The 19,212-nt window shown below is 27.8% G+C and carries 16 protein-coding genes and 6 tRNA genes; all 22 read right to left on the bottom strand.

The window, feature by feature from the left end:
- Nucleotides 1–43: 43 nt before the first annotated feature.
- Nucleotides 44–739, bottom strand: a complete 696-nt coding sequence (locus EELLY_RS03400; RefSeq protein ID WP_104206059.1) for a hypothetical protein — start codon at nt 737–739, stop codon at nt 44–46.
- Nucleotides 740–817: 78 nt separating this feature from the next.
- Nucleotides 818–1,003, bottom strand: coding sequence for a hypothetical protein (locus EELLY_RS03395; protein ID WP_104206058.1), 186 nt, complete (start codon nt 1,001–1,003; stop codon nt 818–820).
- A complete protein-coding gene (locus EELLY_RS03390) occupies nt 987–1,931 on the bottom strand; it encodes a hypothetical protein (protein ID WP_181021054.1) in 945 nt (314 codons plus the stop codon). Before EELLY_RS03390 ends, EELLY_RS03395 begins: the two co-directional genes overlap by 17 nt.
- Nucleotide 1,932: 1 nt before the next feature.
- Nucleotides 1,933–2,964, bottom strand: coding sequence for an ABC transporter permease (locus tag EELLY_RS03385; RefSeq protein WP_181021053.1), 1,032 nt, complete (start codon nt 2,962–2,964; stop codon nt 1,933–1,935).
- Nucleotides 2,957–4,237, bottom strand: coding sequence for an ATP-binding cassette domain-containing protein (locus tag EELLY_RS03380; protein WP_104206056.1), 1,281 nt, complete (start codon nt 4,235–4,237; stop codon nt 2,957–2,959). Before EELLY_RS03380 ends, EELLY_RS03385 begins: the two co-directional genes overlap by 8 nt.
- An 80-nt stretch (nt 4,238–4,317) precedes the next feature.
- Nucleotides 4,318–4,626, bottom strand: coding sequence for a thioredoxin (gene trxA / locus EELLY_RS03375; protein ID WP_104206055.1), 309 nt, complete (start codon nt 4,624–4,626; stop codon nt 4,318–4,320).
- 59 nt (nt 4,627–4,685) lie between these two features.
- The gene (locus tag EELLY_RS03370; RefSeq protein WP_104206054.1) at nt 4,686–6,728 is read right to left on the bottom strand and encodes a PTS fructose transporter subunit IIABC; all 2,043 of its coding nucleotides are present in this window, start codon (nt 6,726–6,728) and stop codon (nt 4,686–4,688) included.
- Between the two features lie 8 nt (nt 6,729–6,736).
- Entirely contained in the window at nt 6,737–7,669 is a 933-nt protein-coding gene (gene pfkB / locus EELLY_RS03365) for a 1-phosphofructokinase (protein ID WP_104206053.1), read from the bottom strand.
- An 11-nt stretch (nt 7,670–7,680) separates the two neighbouring features.
- Nucleotides 7,681–8,379: a DeoR/GlpR family DNA-binding transcription regulator gene (locus EELLY_RS03360; RefSeq protein WP_104206052.1), complete on the bottom strand. Its 699-nt coding sequence runs from the start codon at nt 8,377–8,379 to the stop codon at nt 7,681–7,683.
- A gap of 70 nt (nt 8,380–8,449) precedes the next feature.
- Entirely contained in the window at nt 8,450–10,384 is a 1,935-nt protein-coding gene (gene thrS / locus EELLY_RS03355; protein ID WP_104206051.1) for a threonine--tRNA ligase, read from the bottom strand.
- 631 nt (nt 10,385–11,015) lie between these two features.
- The gene (locus EELLY_RS03350; protein WP_104206050.1) at nt 11,016–12,443 is read right to left on the bottom strand and encodes a glycoside hydrolase family 32 protein; all 1,428 of its coding nucleotides are present in this window, start codon (nt 12,441–12,443) and stop codon (nt 11,016–11,018) included.
- An 8-nt stretch (nt 12,444–12,451) separates the two neighbouring features.
- Nucleotides 12,452–14,005, bottom strand: coding sequence for a PTS transporter subunit EIIC (locus EELLY_RS03345; protein ID WP_104206049.1), 1,554 nt, complete (start codon nt 14,003–14,005; stop codon nt 12,452–12,454).
- Between the two features lie 163 nt (nt 14,006–14,168).
- Complete coding sequence (pyk, locus tag EELLY_RS03340; RefSeq protein WP_104206048.1) at nt 14,169–15,605, bottom strand: pyruvate kinase; 1,437 nt, start codon at nt 15,603–15,605, stop codon at nt 14,169–14,171.
- 55 nt (nt 15,606–15,660) lie between these two features.
- Nucleotides 15,661–16,635 (bottom strand): 6-phosphofructokinase, encoded by a 975-nt coding sequence (gene pfkA, locus EELLY_RS03335; protein ID WP_181021052.1) that lies wholly within the window; start codon nt 16,633–16,635, stop codon nt 15,661–15,663.
- Between the two features lie 82 nt (nt 16,636–16,717).
- Nucleotides 16,718–17,554, bottom strand: a complete 837-nt coding sequence (locus EELLY_RS03330; protein ID WP_104206047.1) for an HAD-IIB family hydrolase — start codon at nt 17,552–17,554, stop codon at nt 16,718–16,720.
- A gap of 73 nt (nt 17,555–17,627) precedes the next feature.
- Nucleotides 17,628–17,711, bottom strand: a tRNA-Leu gene (locus EELLY_RS03325).
- Between the two features lie 5 nt (nt 17,712–17,716).
- A tRNA-Lys gene (locus EELLY_RS03320) sits at nt 17,717–17,792 on the bottom strand.
- 100 nt (nt 17,793–17,892) lie between these two features.
- Nucleotides 17,893–17,968, bottom strand: a tRNA-Thr gene (locus EELLY_RS03315).
- A 16-nt stretch (nt 17,969–17,984) separates the two neighbouring features.
- Nucleotides 17,985–18,060, bottom strand: a tRNA-Val gene (locus tag EELLY_RS03310).
- Between the two features lie 7 nt (nt 18,061–18,067).
- Nucleotides 18,068–18,143: transfer RNA gene (locus EELLY_RS03305), tRNA-Glu, on the bottom strand.
- Nucleotides 18,144–18,151: 8 nt separating this feature from the next.
- Nucleotides 18,152–18,227, bottom strand: a tRNA-Asn gene (locus tag EELLY_RS03300).
- 134 nt (nt 18,228–18,361) lie between these two features.
- The gene (locus EELLY_RS03295; protein WP_104206046.1) at nt 18,362–19,204 is read right to left on the bottom strand and encodes a bifunctional 5,10-methylenetetrahydrofolate dehydrogenase/5,10-methenyltetrahydrofolate cyclohydrolase; all 843 of its coding nucleotides are present in this window, start codon (nt 19,202–19,204) and stop codon (nt 18,362–18,364) included.
- Between the last annotated feature and the right edge of the window lie 8 nt (nt 19,205–19,212).

Here is a 19,212-nt window from a genome sequence, read left to right as displayed (position 1 = left end):
AATACCAATCCCGCTTGATTGGTATTTTTTATAAACTAACTATTTATTCTTTTTTATCATTAACACTAAATACTGATAAACCAATTCAATTGATTAGGTTAAAAGAAAGTATCGAAGTAATTATGAAACCAACTTTGGCAATAATCCCATTTGCAATTACAAGTCTTGATGCAAAGATAATATTTAAAATGTTAACAACAGTTAATGAAGAAGCTGTAACTAAGGCTATGATTAAATATTTATCAAATGATTCTCATGGGAATTTATCAATTAATTTTTTTATTGATTCACTGGGTAGTTTAATATCACCAAATTCTAAATAATGATTAACCATATCAACAAAAGTTTGTTTTGGTAAAATCTTTTCAACTAATTCTCTTATTTGATCAGCATCAAGTGTGCGAGATTGACCATCTATTGTTATTGTTATGCCTTCGGTATTAATTTTTTTCATTAATTCTTCATACATTTCATCAGGATTAAAACTTTGCTTAATTTCATCAATAAAAGACTTTAGTTTGTTTTCTAAATAAGAAACAGTTGAATTTAAACCAGTTTGAATTTTTTCTTTACCAGCTCAAAAGTAAATCAGTCCAAGAATGACTACTAAAAATATTGTCAAAAAAATTAATGATGATGATCCAAAAAGATTCATGATTAACCCAACATTTCTTCTTTTTAATTTTTTTTCAAATGTTTTTTCTTCTTTTAAAAGATGTTGTTTGTTACATGTTCTCATATTCTCCTTTTTTATTAGTAATTATATACTATCACTTTTTCAGATAATAAAAAAATCTATGCTCTTACATAGATTATATTACTTTTGACGTTGTTGAATTTCTTCGAGTTTTTCGTTAATATGCAGTGAGCAAAAGTATCAAGTAAACTTTTTGTAAATTGGTTCAGCAGTTGTTCATTGATTATTTGTTGAATTCATATCTAAAACTCTTTCAGCAAATGAAGCAGATGCACTTTGTTCACAATCTTTAATGTAGCATTTCATCTTTTAGTTCTCCCATTCTGTCTTCTCTTATCTCTCTTAATAAGTTTATATCATTTGTTTCTTTAATTTGTTTAATATATGCTTTAGATTTAGATTTCATTATTTTTACACTATTATTTGATCTAAACTTATATCCTCTTTCATGATTTATTTTTAATAAAATAATAACTATTAATATAGTTATAACTCCAATTGCAGCAACAATAGGAATTCATGTTTGACCAGCATACTTAAAGTCAACAATCATATTTCCATCAATAACATATTTAAAATCAGTAGCACCAACATATCCAGCTTGTACAATATTAATTGAATAGCGTATTGGGTGAAAATAAATAAGTATATTTAGTCATTGATGATCTGTGATGGTTGAAAATGGAAATCCTAAACCCAAAAAATAAGTTGAAAAAAAATAAATTAATAATCCAAACATTAATGATCATTTGGCATTGGGAATTATTAAATAAATAGCTATTGCAGTAGCACAACAAGTAACTCAACACATAATTAAACCAAATATTAACATTGGTAAATTAGCTGTTCAAGTAATTTGACCTGGAAAAAAAGAAACAGATATAATAACTAGTACCAAACATATAATTAATGTTGAAACAAAGTTAAATGCTAATAACGATGCTTGTTTAGTAACTCCGTTAATATTTGTCATTTGTAATTTATCTCTAAAGGTTTTTCCTTTTCAATCAAGTAAAGTTCTTAAATATATATACATAGAGTTTCTGGTCATAGCAACACAAATTCCAGATATCATTAAAAAGTTGTCTCCATCTTTAAATGTTAATCAACAAAGAACGGTATAAAAAGTAATAAACACACCTAAGAAAATGTTCATTGGGCTAGCAAGTCAGTTTTTAGCTTGTATCACAAATAAAATACTAAATACTTTATATTCTTTTAGTAGCTTTTGCATATTAATCACCTGGTCGCTTTCTAACTTTTTTACTTTTAAAGTCATTTTGAATTTTATCTATCTCAGATATTCTTATAAATTCTTTTAATTCATTAACTGATGATGACTTTTTAATCATTTCAATATTTTCTAAGTTTATAGCTACGCCTTTATATTTTGCATACCTACGTGTTCCAAATCTATATTTTTTGTTCATAGCTATCATAAATAATAGCGTAAAAAATATTATAAAAAATACAGATATTAATGATGGTAATCATCACCCATTATCACCATAACCAAAGTTTTGTTGTTCTAATCAAGAACCTTCTCAACTTTCACCTGGATGTAAAGGTATTGGTAGTGACATATTTCCAGAAGTTCCAACTCAAGCTGCTTGCATAATATTCAATACATATCTGTGCGGGAATAAATATGAAACATAGTATATAACTTTGTATTGTCCAACTGTTGATCATGGAATTCCTAATCCTAATAAGTACATAGCTATATAATAAGAAATTGATGACAGAATCAATACATAGTCTCTTTGTTTAAAGGCAACAGACAATCATAAAGCCATAATGTTTGACAAAATAATATTTAATCAAAACCCAGCTAAAAAAGGTGCTCATTGGACATTTTCCAATATCACTCTTTGTGAACTAAACATCATTGCTAAAGCAAACAAAATTAAAGCTATCACTATATTAACAATTCAGTTAAAAAGAAGAATTGTAAAGTAGAATAATTTTTTAGAAATAGGAGTTGTTAATATATTTCTAATAAATCTTGTTTCTCTTCATTCAACAAGAGTACAATTCAAATTGTATTCGGCATTTCTAATAGTTGATATACCGATTGCTGAAGCTAAAACAAACGCATCAGTTGATATACCTCCTTCTGTTGGCTTAAAAGCTACTCAACAAAGCATAGTAACACTACATAGTAAAAAACCTAAAACTATATTAACAGGGTCAGAAAAATAATTGATTGTTTGGATTTTTAATAATTTACATACAACTCTCAATTTGCTAGATTTCATATTAGTCATTTCCTTTTTTAAAAGTAGATGACTCAATTTTTTTAAATTGTTGTTTTAAAATTTTTTTTCTAATAGTTTTTTGTTCTTCTTTTATGTACTTTTCTTTCAGTTTAGTTAATTGTTTTTTTTCACTTTCAGAAATAGTCGAACTTAATGTATCACCTTTAACAATAACCATTTCATTATTAAAAGTTCTTTTTAATTCTTTTTGTAAATATTTTTCAATATTTCTAAAAGTCTTTTCATATTTTTGATATGGTGAAACAAGGTAAACTTTATTAAAGGTTTTAATTGTTGCTTTAATTTTAGTAGATATTATTTTTATTCCAGCACTGTCAATATATGATATTGATAAATTATCAATATTAGTTTTTAAATCTAAAACTGCTGCATAAGAATTATTAATTGTGTTATTAATTTTAGCATTTGGATGTTCTTCACGACTTAAGTCATCAATAATCCCTTGTATAACACTAATAATCTCTTCTAACTTAGAATTAATGTTAATAAATAATTTTGATTTATTTTTAATTCTGTTCTCTTTAATAATCTCTTCTCTAAAAATAGATTTAGTATAGTCAGAAATAGTTCTAAATTCCCCTCTAACATCACTAATTGATTTATCATCAAAAACTTCTCCATCATTGATATAAATAATTCTTGTGGTTGTATTTTCTAAAAAATAGTTACTTGGGTAATTTAAAACAACAGTATTGCCATTGCTAATATAATCTTTTAAAAATCTAGATATTTTCTCCTCGTATTTGAAATCAATCCCTGATGAAAGATCATCAATTAATAATAATTCAGGTTTGTTGATTAATGCTAAAAATATTGCATACATTTGCAATTTGATAATAGATAATTTTGATAATTGTTTATTTTCAATTTCGGTGATTCCAAAAACATCTTTTAAAATACTAATTCACTCTAAATCTTCAACTTGATAAATGTTATATCATAATTGATTGATATCCTTTACTTTAAATCCAACAGGTCAAGCCTGTTCTCTTTTTTGAAAACCAATACTTTTTAAAATATTTTCTTCTTTAAAATTATATTTTATTGTTCCAGTAGTTTTTTCAAGATTGTTAGCAAGTATTCTTAAAAGAGTAGTTTTCCCACTACCATTAGAACCAAGTAATGATATACATTCACCACGGCCAATTTTTAAATTAATTTTTTTTAAAGCTCAAGTGTGTTTATCATAAACCTTAGAAATATTTTCAACTTCAACTATGTTTTTTTTATCAAATATTACCTTTATATCTCTATCTTGCATTTTTATATTACCTTTTATATAACATATATTTTATTCCTAAAAATAAAAAAAAGAATCTAAATCAGATTCTTTTTTCATTTTTATTTAATGAAAGCTTCTAACTTTACAGGATCCATAAATCCTACATTTTTATTTTTAGCTTCACCATTTTCAAAAATCATTAAAGTTGGTATTGACATAACCTCATATCTTTTTGCAATATCAGGTACTACATCAACATCTAAATCAACAAATTTAACTCCTTGTGTTCGCTTAGCAACTAAGTCAACAATAGGCATTTGCATTTTACATGGCCCACATCAAACAGCATTAAAATCTACTAGTGTTTTACCTGTAGCAACCAACTCATCAAATTCTTCAACAGTTTTTATTTTTATTAATTCTGCCATAATATAATTCTCCTTTTTATATATTAATATTTTATATCAATAACAAAAGTTTTGTCTTATTAAGCAATAACTAATTTACCTTTTTTAACATCTATTGTTTTTCATAAACCTAAAATAGTAGCCATTGTGAAAGTTCCTACAACAATTGCTAAGATATATAAACTTATTCCTAATCCTATAGCAGCACTTGAAGAACTAACCAAATAAGATTTTAAAAGGGGGAATACAGCAACTCCTCCATGAGGTGCACCAAGAGTAATTTTGAAAGCACCAACAAGAAGTCCAGTGATTGTTCCACCAGCCATTCCTGAAACAGCTATGCGTTTTGGATCAGTTATCATAAATGGAATTGCACCTTCTGTAATGAAAAATGCACCTAATAATCAGTTAGATTTTGCAGCATCTTTTTCTTTTAAAGTTCAAACTTTTCTAAACATAATTGTTGAAACAGCAATTCCAAGAGGTGGAATCATACCAGCTGCCATTGCAGCTGCCATTATTGTTGTTAATTGAGGATTATCATTTAATGAACCTAAACCCCCACCAACTGATAAAGTACCTAAAGTATATGCTATTTTATTTATAGGTCCACCCATATCAACACACATCATAAACCCGATAATCATAGCAACTAGTATTAATAGATTTTGTTTTGACAATCAAATTAATCCTGATTTAATACCATACATTGTATAACCTAATGGGATATTGATTACAAACATTGTTAAACAAATACCTAATAATGAAAACACAGGAATTAAAACAATATCTCTAACTCCATGAAAACTTTTATTGAATTTTTTAAATGCCATTGTTAGACCAAATACTATAAGTCCTGCAGCATAAGCTCCAACCATACCACCAATAAATCCTGAATTCATTGGTATATTATTTGGTATTAATTTTGACCAAAGACCTGATCATCCTGAATGAGTATCTGAATATGCAAATCCACCGGTCCCATCTGCTAATAAACCAGCAATCATTCCTGGCATTAAACCTTGTGGACCAACAATTGTATATGCAATATATGCAGATAAAATAGGTACCATCATCATCATTGAAGTTTTGCCAATAGCTGAGAATCAACCAGCAACTGGACTTACTGTACCAAAGTTACCACCAGCTTCACCATTACCGGCTGCAAAATCAATTAAGAACCCAATTCCTAATATAATACCACCAGCAACAACAAATGGTAACATTCTTGAAACCCCGGCTAACAAATTACCTTTAACTTCAGCAAATTTTTTCAGTGAAAATTCACCACCTGATTCTTCATCATTTCCTGAAACATTTTTTCCAGTAATTGTTTTACCATCTTTTCCAAAATTTTCAATTAGTTCTTTACCATTGTAAATACCATCTTTGGTTGAAGTTTCAATAATTTGTTTTCCTGAAAATCTATTCATACCTGCAATGTTTTTGTCGCGAGCTAAAATAATAACTTTAGCATTATCAACTTCATCTTGTGTAAGTTTATTTTCAGTTCCACGTCTACCTTGAGTTTCAATTTTAACACTTAAACCTAAATTAGTAGCATATTCTTCAAGTTTTTCAGCTGCTAAATATGTATGTGCAATGCCTGTTGGACATGCAGTAATACCTACAACATCATAAACTCCATCTTTAGGTGCAATTTTTTTGCTTTCCACTTTAACTTCTAAAGCTGAAATAAAACTTTTAAAGTTTTTAACTTCCATTAATGCTAATCTAATTTCTTCTTTAACTAATACTGTTGAAAGTTCACCAATAGCAGCTAAATGTGTATCACCACTTGTGTCGTTTGTTGCAATCATGAATACCAATGATACTGGTTTATTATCCATGCTTCCTCACTCGATAGGATTTTTTAATTTCATAAATGCAATAGTTGGTTTTGTTACAACTTCATTTATTGCATGTGGTGTTGCAATCGCATCACCAATTCCAGTTGAAAATTCACCTTCTCTTTTTAAAATTGCTTCTTTAAATACTTTTTCATCTGTAATTACTTTTTCAGTTTTTAATTTTGAAACTAAAAAATCAATTACTTCTTTTTTTGTTTTTAAATCAGCATCAAAGAAAGAAAGTTTATTTTGAAATAACTTTGTTAATTCCATATATTCTCCTATATTCTTTTTACTTGAATTGTTTTAAATAATTTTTCGATTTCATCTTTTGAACCTAAACCTTCTGAAAAAGCAGTAGCTCCCCCAGCTGCTGAAGCGTATTGTAAAGATTCTTCAATAGTTAGATTTAATGAAAGTCCATAAGTGAAACCACCTATCATACTATCTCCAGATCCAACCGAATTAACTAGTTTACCTGCAGCTATACCTGTATGAAATATTTCGTTGTTTTCACTAAAATAATAACTTCCTTTTGAACCCATACTAAATAATACGTTTCTAGCACCCATATCTTTTAGTTGTTGAATCATTTTTTGAATTTCATCAAATGAATATTCTTTAAATTTAACATTTAGAATTTCACAAATCTCTTCAATATTAGGTTTAATTAGAAATGGTTTAGCTTTTAAACCATTAACCATGTTTTCTTTTGAAGTATCTAATATAAACATACCTTTTTTATCATTCACTATATTTCCAATTTCATTATAAATATTATTATTTATTCCAATTGGTAAACTACCAGAAGCTATAACAATATCAGCTGGTTGGATTTTTTTTTCTAAAAATTCTAATAATTGATGAATAGTGTGTTTACTAACTTCAGACCCAACACCGTTAAGTTCAGTTTCGGATTTTTTGGCTAGATTTTTTATTTTGAAATTTGTTCTTGTTACACCTTTATTTAAAATAAAATGATTAGATAAACCTATTTTATTAAATTCTTCAATAAATATATGTTTATTTTCTTCACCTAATATTCCAACAGAAATTACATTTGCATTTAAATTATTCAAAATTATTGCAGTGTTAATTCCTTTACCTCCAATTTTTTTATAATCTCTTTGGTAATAATTAGTTTCATTTAAATTGAACCCATTAGTTTCTATTGTGTGATCTAAGGCAGGATTTAATGTAATTGTATATATCATTTTTCCTCGTTCTATTTTCTTATCAAATTTACTTTATCTTCTCTCGCAAATAAGTAAAACGACTTTTTATTAAACTTACTTGAATCTGCAAGCCCATAAGTTTGTTTTGAACATTTTATAATCTCTATTTTTACTTGAGCATGTTCTGAATTTGTTGTGTAGAGGTTGAATTGATCATCAATAGCATTTATTCCAATAAATGCTTTATCAAAACTATAATTAGCTATTGATTGAATAGCTTCATAACCAATAATAGCCCCAGTTACTGGCTTAAATTTGCCGCCAAGTAAATAAACTTTTTGATGACCTTGCTTCATTAGTTCTAAAACGTTATAAACTGAATTAGTTACAATTTTTAAATTCAAATCTTTTGGTAAAAATTTGCAAACATAAAAACCATTAGAACCTGAGTCAATAAAAATTGACTCATTTTTTTTAATTAATTTGATTGCTTTTTTTGCAATTAAAATTTTTTCATCAACATTATTGTTTAATTTACTTTCAAAAAAGTCTTCCATGACCAAACTTGAATCGTTATATTCAACACCACCATGCATTTTATTGATTAAACCTTCTTTAAGCAATTCATTCAAATCACGCCTTAGTGTAGACATTGGTATATTTAACTTTTCTGATAAAACTTCATTATAAGATATTCCTTTTTCTTTTAAAAAATCTATAATAAGTTTTTTTCTTTCAAATTTAATCATTTTACCTCCACATAAAAATTATAAACCTAAAATAACTTTAATGGTTTATTTTGGTTTATTTTGGTTTATTTTATTTTTTTAATTTTATTTTATTAATTAAGTTATTGACAAATTCACTTAACAAAATTGTTATTTGTTCTTCACTGCCATACATTCTAAAAGTGACTGTTTTATTTGTTTTTTCAGTTTCACCAATAACTAGTTGGTAAGGTATTTTTTTAATTTGCGCGTCTCTTATTTTATAACTTAATCTTTCATCTCTATTATCAATGTGAGTTCTAATGAAATGTTTTTTTAATTCATTTCTAACTTCATTAGCATAACTTTCATTAGTTTCATCACCAATAGGAATAATTTCTACCTGAGTTGGAGCTAATCATAAAGGCAATATTCCTTTTGTTTGTTCTAATAAAGTCGCTACAAATCTTTCATAAGTTCCGATTAATCCTCTATGAATCATAATTGGAGCTTTATACTCTTGATTTTGATCAATATAAGTAACATCAAATTTTTTAGGTAATAAGAAATCTAATTGAATTGTTGAAACAGTTATTTCATGATTTTGCGCTGTTTTGATTTGGATATCTAATTTAGGACCATAAAAAGCAGCTTCCCCAATACATTTCTTATAATCAAGATTTAAATCTTTTAACACATTTTCTAAAGCTATTTCAGCTTCGTTTCACATTTTATCATCTTGATAGTATTTAATCTTATCTTCAGGGTCTCTTAAACTTAAACTTAAATAATCAATTTCAATTTTAAAAGTATCAAGAACTTCAGTTACTAATTTATAGATAGCTTTGAATTCTTGTTCGACTTGATCTGGTCTAACAAAAATATGGCTATCGGTTAATTCCATAGCTCTAACTCTTTCAAGACCAGTTAAACTGCCACTTGACTCATATCTGTGTTGTAAAGCATGTTCTGCTATTCTTAAAGGTAAATCTCTATAACTTCTTTGTTCTTGTTTATAAACAGCGATGTGATGTGGACAGTTCATTGGTCTTAAAATAAATTGTTCTTCATTACCAGCACCACCATTAAATGGTTGAAACATATCTTCTCCATAATGATCTCAATGACCTGATTTTTTATATAAATCAATAGTCCCAATAACTGGAGTAGTTACATGGATATAATCATACTCTCATTCTTTTTCTTTTAAGTATCTTTTGATTTCTTCTTTAATAATTGTTCCATTAGGCATTCATAAAGGTAAACCCGGACCAACTAGATTATCAATTCCAAACACATTAAGAGTTTTATTAATTATTCTATGGTCTCTACTTCTTCTATCTTCTAGTGAAACTTTTATTTCATCAAGACTTGCTTGACTATCAGACACAATACCATGAACTTTTTGTAACATAATGTTTTTTGCATCATTTAATCAATATTCACCAGATAACTGTTGAATCTCTAAAGCTTTAATTAACTTCGTATTTAACGTAATGGGATGAGGGGTTATAAATTTAGTGTTAGCTATTTTATATAAAAAAACTTCCCCATATGTTCCATACATTTCTTTTGCAATATATTTTTGGTATTCATTATATTCTTCACTTTTTTCAATTTCATCTCATAAAACTTTTGTTCAAGTAATTGAGTTATTCTTCAACAATTCCATTACTTTTGATTGGATAACTGATAATTGATCTAAACCAATTCTTGGTTCTATTTCAAAAGTTACACCAAATTCACATTCGTCTTTTTTATATAATATTTTTGCTAGTTTTGTATCTTTAAAAATGCTTTCAATAGCAGCACCAGCTACAAAAGCTGTGGTGTAGTTTAAAACTTTTAAATAGTCTTCATGATGACTTGTAATTAATTCTAAATCACAATCTTTTTCAATAATATAATCAGTTGGAACATATTTACCATTTACTTTTGCAGCAATAGTATTCTTCTTTAAACTAATTGCAATATTTTCTGCAATTTCTAAAATAGTTAAAGAGCAATTAAACTCTTTAATTGTCCCATCTAATAATTTTATTTTCATAATAATACCTCCATGTAAATAAATAAAAAACGCCCTTTAATTTAGGAACGTTTCTAACGCGGTACCATCCTAATTCATAACTTTTCACAGTTACCTCAATTCAAACTTAACACGTTTACACGTAACATATAATATGGTAGCAATAATTGCTTATCCTTATTGTTATCACACCATCAGCAACTCTCTTTAAAGGATCAGCAACATTTTGTCCAAATGTTATTTAATATTTATTTATAAAAATATTATATTACATTTTTGCTTGATAAACAATAAATAAAAGAATCATAATATTTGGCAGAAATAAAAACGACCTTGAAATCTTTAATATTTCAATTGTAAGTTTATTTTAGAATTTAAATTATCAAAATTTTTTAAAAATATAAATATTAAAGTTTGTAAAAATTAATAAAAATTAAACAATTAGTAATAAATAAAACATGACTGAATTTATTATAAAAAAGTGGGAAGATATTCTTCCACACTTAACTTTAGTATCAATTAGATTAAATTTTTACAACACTGCTATTTACTTATTCGTGACGACAATATCATTTACAATTAACCATTTTTGATAAAAACTTTTTCTATACTTTCAAAAATATATTCAGTTTATAAATTAAACTGCAAGTTTCTACTTTGTTTTATTTTCAAATATGATATTGTTTCAACTATACTCATAACCTTTTAATTGGAAAATTTGAGTATTAGTTAAATCTGTAATAATTTGATTGTGATTTTTTAAATAAAATCTAACACTTATTGCATGTTCACCTTTATTAATAAATATTTCCATACAGCTTCTATCAATTAAAATTTGTATATCTTGTACTTTTAAATCTTCAAATTTCAAAATAGAAGGTAAATTTTCTTCATCAGCATAATCAACATTACTACGAACAATTATTAAAGTTTTATTTACATTTTTCATAACTATTGATTTACTGTCACTTTTAATTTCAATATTGAAATCTTTGTCACTAATATTATTAGCTAGTAATTCAACAGTACCATTTTCATATTTACCATCAATGGTTTTAACTCTTAGTTGTTCAAGTTCTTTAACTGGTAATTGGTAAAGTTTATTATTTTTAACAAATAATTCTCTTGGAACTGTTAGTTGATTTGATCAAGTCGTTAACTCTGGTGGGAATACATTTGATTTTGAATTTCCTAATCAACCAAGCATAATTTTTCTATTACCAGTATTGTCAAATACTTGTGGGGCGTAAAAATCAAAACCTAAATCAATTTTATTTAAAGTACTGTTTGATGTTATGTTTAATTCTTTATCAAATTCTACTTCCAAATATTTCACAAAATGACTTCCTGTGGCAATAGGACCTTCTTTTTCAAAACAAGCAAAAATAAAAGTTTTACCATCTAATTCAAAATAGTTAGGGCACTCAACCATATAAGATTTTTGTTTATCGTTTTGATCTAATTCAATATCTTTAAAAAATTCTCATTTATTGTTATTAAATTTATAAACACTCAAAATTCCTTTAATGTCTAAAGTTTGAGCACCATTTAACATATACAAGTTATTATCTTTTTCAAAAATAATCGGATCACGAAAATGGCCTGTGTATTTAGTTAAATCAGCTGTAAACAATAATTCTTTTGTTACTATTTTTTTTTTAAGATCAACCAAAGCTTTAATTGTTGTAGCTGTTCTATTTATAGTATCTAATTTAATATTACCTGTATAAAAGAATTCTAATTCTCCATTTTTATTTACTTTAGCACTTCCAGAAAATACTCCATGTTTATCTCATTCACAACTTGGTGTTATCACAATTCCTTCATATGTATAATTAATAAAATCTTTTGTTGTGTATAACCCTCAAGATTTATTATGGTGTTCGATACTAAACAAACAACTTTGTAAAAAGATGTAATATTGGTTATTATAGTAAACTAAACCATTAGGATCATTAACTGACCCACTGTACCCACTTAAATGGAATTGATTATTGTATCAATCCTTCATTTTAGTTTCATGTTTTTTTTCAAATTCATTTAAATTTGAATTATTTATTAAACTGTATTTTTCTCACATACTAATTATTATATCTTTACTTTTTCAATTTTTTCTTTATTTTTTTGTTTAAATAAAAAGAAAGTTAATGTAAATGCTGATGCTAAAGCTATAAAGTTTCCTGCTATAATTAGTAATAAATTTTTAACACTATCAGCATAAAGTAATAAACCAGGTAATACAGTTACCCCCATACCAGAACATCTAACATTAAATATTCCTACAAAGAACCCACCAATAGCTCCACCAGCTAAACCATATAAAAATGGTTTTATTTTTGGTAAGTTACTCCCAAAAATTGCTGGTTCAGTTATTCCAAACAATGTTGATATAAATGAAGACATATGTAATCTTTTATCATCTTTATTCTTTTCTTTTACACCTACAGCAAGAGCTGCCCCACCTTGTGAAATAATTGAAACAGTTCAAATAGCATTAAAGATTGAACCGCTCATTGCTCCAGTGCCTGTTCTACCATCAACAACTAATTGCATTTCTAATCCTTGCAGAATTTGGTGACAACCTGTTATAACAATAGCTTGTAGTGATCCAGCAACAAGTGCTGTTCCAAAACCATATGGTATATTTAGAAGGGCTTTAACTGCAATTAAAACCCCACTTTCAATAATTAATAATATTGGTCCTAGAATCATTAGCCCAATTGTGAACGAAATTACAATTGTTAAAAATGGTGTAATTATTATATTAACTGCATTCGGAACAATTTTTTTAAGATTCTTTTCTGTATATGCAATAATTATTCCAATAAATAATCCAGGTAAAACAGAACCTTGATAACCTGTTATTTTAATAAATCCTATTTTTCAAGGTTCTACAAGTTCGGGCAATTTATTAAATGCCTGCTTTCACTGTTCTTCTGTTCCTCCATTATTTTGAAATTTTAATCAAGCCTCATAAGAAGCAATCTCACCCTTATTTGGCAATATTGGTGAAACAAACATTAATCCAACAATAATTCCTAAAACTGGATTACCACCAAATTTTTTAACTGTTGATCAACAAACTAAAACTATTAAAAAATCAAATGCTGTTTTTGTTACTATATCAACAATATCTGTAAAATGAGAACCAGGTTTAAGCACTCCTAAATTTTTAAATAATGCAGCAAACCCCATCGCCATACCAGCAGCTACAATAGCAGGGATAATTGGTAGGAATATTTCTCCTAAACCTTTCATGGCGTTTTGAATCACCCCTAAAACTCCACCAGCATTTCTCAATCTCTCTTTATTGTTTTTTGCTTGCGTTTTAAAATCTTCAAGGCTTTTATCTTTTGATTTATTTTCTGTTATTTCTTTTTTTGGATCATCTAAGATTTGTTGAACTTCAGCATAAACTGCTTCAACAACACCAGTTCCTAATATAATTTGAAATTGATTAGATGATCAGTTAATACCTTTAGTTAATTTAGATGTTTTAACTTTAGCTATATCAACAATATCTTTATTAATAACATTTATACGTAATCTTGTAACGCAATGCATATATGATTGAATATTTAACTTACCACCTACTGCTTCAATAAATAATTGAGCAGAGGCTTTATAATCTTTATTTTTCATAAAAATCATTTCTCCTTTTTATATGGTTTTAAAAATTTTATTATTTCAACATGTCTTAAAAAACACACTAAATATATGATAACAATTTTTTTTATATATTTTCTTGTATTTTGTTGTATTTAGAACAAAAAAATGCAGTTTTAAATACTGCAACTTTTAATAATTATTTAACAATAGTTTCTCTTATATCTTTATTTCTAACGATTAAGATTTTTTGTCCTGATTTAGCTCCTCAATGTAAAGCTATTTTTGATAATTCAACATCATTTTCTTCTAAAGCTGTTAAGTCATTAGTCTTACTCATAAAGATTGAATGTCATGCTCCAAAAGCGGTTAATAATCTTTCTGATTCACTAACGCCAAGAATAGCTACATTTGGTCTAAACTTTGAAATAGTTTTTAATAAAGCACCAGTTCTTGATAACACAATAGCAAATTCATATTGACCATCTCTAGTTCTTTCAGCAAGATCAACAGCAATATCAGCTCTTGGTCCTTTTGATGACTTAATGGCACTTTCTAATTGTTCTTGATAGTATCCTTTTTTATAAAATTCTATTTCAGCACGTTTGTTTATAGTCGCCATTGTTTCTACAGTGATTGCAGGATAACTTCCAGCTGCTGACTCACCTGATAACATTGTTGCATCTGCACCTAACTCAGTTGCAAAGTAAACATCAGTCACTTCAGCTCTTGTTGGAGCTGGGTTATCAGTCATAGTTTCTAGCATTTGAGTTGCAACTATTACAATTTTTCCTGCTTCTCTACATTTTCTAATAATGACTTTTTCTCAGTATGGCACATCATAATAAGGAATTTCTAGGCCTAAATCTCCACGAGCGACCATAATTCCATCTGATTCTTGAATAATTGCATCAATGTTGTCAATTCCAACTTGTGATTCAATTTTTGAAATAATTTGAATTTCTGAACCACCTGCAGCAGCCAAAATATTTTTAATTTCTTTAACGTTTTCAGCTGTATTAACAAATGAAGCAGCTATGTAATCAACTTTTTGTTCGACACCATATTTAATATCAGCTACATCTTTTTCAGCTAAGAAAGGCATTGAAAATTCCACACCTGGTAAATTAACACGTTTATTAGTTTTAACTAAATGTCTGTTGAAAGCTGTAGCTTCAACAACACCTGGTGAAACTTTATCAACTGTAAGTTCTAATTTTCCATCATCAATTAAAATTGTATTTCCAACTTTTAAGTCAACTGACATGTCATAAGCAACAGTCATTTCACCTTGACCACATTCTTTAGTTCTAAATGATTCTGGATCAGTTTTGATAATAATTTTTTGACCAGCTTTAATTTCTTGTTTACCACCTAAAAATTTTCCAACTCTAATTTCTGGTCCTTTAGTATCTAAAAGAATAGAAATTGGTTTATTTAATTCAGCAGCAACTTTTCTTGCACCATCAATTCTGTATTTTTGTTCAGCATTATCACCATGTGAAAAATTTAATCTGATAGTTGTCATTCCCTTTAAGAACAATTCTTTGATTTGTTCTGGTTCATTTGTTGCTGGACCAGTTGTTGTTATAATTTTAGTGCGTTTAATACGCTCTTGTATTTCTTTTTTAGTCATTTTTTCTCCCTGTTTCTCAATTAACATTATATTCTATTTTGTAAATAAATAACTGTTATTTTATTTGTTTTGAATTTAATATTCTAATTTTGTTAATAATTTGTGTTCTATCTGGCTTTGGCATATTCAAAGTTGACTCAATATCTCTGGCTACTAATTGATTATTTTCAATGCCTATATAAAGACCACCTTCACCTGCAATCAATTTCTCAACTGCAAACATTGCTGCTGTGAAAGCTAAGTATCTATCCATGCCAGTTGGTCTTCCACCTCTTTGTGTGTGCCCTAAAATAGTTGCTCTTGTATCATACCCGCTAACTTCTTGAATTTTTTTAGCTAAAGCCTTTGCATCAAATTGTTTTTCTGAAATTAATATAATAACGCTTCTATGATTTATATCAGCAAGTTTTTTTACTTGTATGCAAATTTCTTCTTCTGTTAATTTAGATTCTGATGGTGAAAATACTTCTGCTTGTGTCCCGATTGCAGCATATGTCACTAAATCACCACAACGATTCCCCATAACTTCAACAACAGCAGCTCTGTTGTGAGAAGTCATTGTATCTCTTATTTTATCTACAGATTCAATAACTGTATTTAAAGCTGTATCAAAACCAATTGTATAATCACTTGAAACAATATCATTATCAATAGTTCCTGGAAGACCTACACAATTAATACCCATTTCAGTTAATCTTTGAGCCCCCATATAACTACCATCACCACCAATAACAACTAAAGCTTCAATACCATGTTTTCGTAATTGATCAACAGCTTTTTGTCGAACAGATTCTTCTTTGAATTCTGGTAATCTAGCAGACCCTAAAACTGTTCCACCTTTAGAAATGATATCTAAAGTAAAATCAGAATCAAGTTTGGTAAATCAACCATTGATTAAACCTTTATATCCATCCTTTATTCCAAAAACTTCAATACCTTTTGCATGAGCTGATTTAACAACACCAGCAATAGCGTTATTCATTCCTGGTGCATCTCCACCAGAAGTTAAAACACCTATTTTTTTTAACATAAAAATACCTCTATTTTCTATTTATGTATTTTAATTTATTTATAATATATTATACTAAATAAAAAAATCACATAATAGTGATTTAAATAATTTTATTATCTTTTAAATATCTACAAACACCATCCTGAGTGTTGTCAAATTTGGTTGTGTCTTTGCTTATTTTTTTTAATTCATCAATACCATTTAACATTGCTATAGGATTATCCACATTGTTAAATAAAGAAATGTCATTATAACTATCACCAAATCCATAAGTTATATATTCTTCTGGTTTTAAGTATTCTATTATTAATTTTGCAGCATAACCTTTATCAATATTTTTAGGAGCTATTGAAATAACTCTATTGTGATATGCATCAATTTTATAATCACTTCCAAACTGTTCATTAATTTTTTTAAGTTTAGTTTCAAATTCTTGTATAGTTGTACCTTTTTTTGTTATTATTGAAATACTTGTTATTTCTTCTTTGATTTCATCAGGTGATGAAATAACACAATTTTGTTGTTCCATGATAGATGATCATTTTAAAGTATTTTCAGAGTGACCAAATGAGTAAACATAATTCTCAGAAGTGAAATTTACCTTGTCTTCTTTTTGATCTGATTTTGATTTATAATACATATTAAATACATCCTGAATAATTTTCTTATTTAAAACTGAATTTAAAATAAATTTTTTATTTTTAAAATCATAAATTTGAGCTCCATTATTTGCAGCTATTATTCCTTTTAACTCTTCTAAATTAAGTTGATTTAAAATATTTTTAAGGTTTTTTAAGGTTCTTGCAGTAATTGGAATTAATAAATGACCTTTTTCATAAATTTCTTTTGTAGTTTCAATTGTAAACTCTGAAAAATTGTAATCATCGCTTAAAAGAGTACCATCACAATCTGTTAAAATTAAGATTTTTTTATCCATAGACATCTCCTTGTTTATTATTTTACATTATTTTATAAAAAAACCGGAGTTAGTCCGGTTTTGTTTTTAAGAATGGTGCGGGATAAGGGACTCGAACCCTTACGTCAAAGACGCTAGATCCTAAGTCTAGTGCGTCTGCCAATTCCGCCAATCCCGCTTAAATGGTGACTCGCCGCAGGCTCGAACTGCGGACCCACTGGTTAAAAGCCAGTTGCTCTACCGACTGAGCTAGCGAGTCATATTGTTAAGGCAATTAAAATATTACCACTTAAATAAATTGATTTCAATAACCTTAAAATGATAAATAAAAGGCACCCAGCGGTGCCATCATCTCTTAATGGTGCTGACTAGAGGAGTTGAACCCCCGACCTACTGATTACAAGTCAGTTGCTCTACCTACTGAGCTAAGTCAGCATTAAAAAATAAAAAATGGTGGGATGCAACGGGCTCGAACCGCTGACCGCCTGCTTGTAAGGCAGGAGCTCTCCCAACTGAGCTAGCATCCCGAAAATATGGTAGCCTGTACGGGGTTTGAACCCGTGTATCCACGGATGAAAACCGTGTGTGTTAACCGCTTCACCAACAGGCCAAATGTAATGGCGGCTTTTACAGGACTTGAACCTGTGACAAACCGGTTAACAGCCGGTTGCTCTACCAACTGAGCTAAAAAGCCATGTACATAATATTGGTTAAATATTTAAAAAATTATTATCTAGTGAAAGACAAATAAAATATTAACATATATTTTTTATATTGTAAATAAATATTTTGCATTTTATGAACTTTAATAAAAATAAGGTATTCACCTTACTTATTTTTATATAATTTTAAAGTATTTTCCATCAAAGTAATCACAGTCATAGGACCAACACCACCTGGAACTGGTGTGATGTTTTTAACTTTTTTAGCAACATTTTCAAAATCAACATCACCAACTAATTTATTAGTTGTTAGATCTCTTATAATACCAACATCAATAACAGTACAATTAGAATTAACCATATCTTCAGTAATAATAAATTTTTTACCAGTTGCACTAATTAAAATATCAGCTGATTTTGTATGTTTTTTTATGTCATTTGTATTTTTGTTACACATCGTTACAGTTGCTTTTTTATTTAACAACATTAATGCTAAGGGCTTTCCTACAATATTTGATGTTCCAATAACTGTTACATTTTGACCATCTAATTTAATATTGTAATCCTCTAATAAATTAATTATTCCAAGTGGTGTGCATGGATAAATAGTTTCATAACCTTGCAACAATCTACCTTGATTTATGTAGTGAAAACCATCAACATCTTTACTAGGTGATATTGCTTGTAGATACTCTTCTTCATTAAATGATTTTGGTAATGGTAGTTGTAATAATATTCCATCAACATTTTCATCAAGATTTAGTTCATCAATTTTTCTATAAAGCTCAGCGTGTTTTACATCAAAATCAAATCTTATTAGTTCTGCTTTAATGTTTAGTTCATTTGCCACTTTTAGTTTGTGAGCTACATATGTCTCACTAGCTGGATCATTTCCAACCATAAGTACTTTTAAACTAGGTTGTCTTTGGTTTTTTTGAATCAAAACTTCAATTTCTTTTTTTAATTTTATTTTTCTAGCTAATGCTATTTTTTTTCCATCTAATATCATTTTAACCA

Source organism: Entomoplasma ellychniae, assembly GCF_002930155.1.
GTDB classification, from domain to species: Bacteria; Bacillota_I; Bacilli_A; order Mycoplasmatales; family Mycoplasmataceae; genus Entomoplasma; species Entomoplasma ellychniae.
This window is presented reverse-complemented; position numbering and strand designations above follow the sequence as displayed.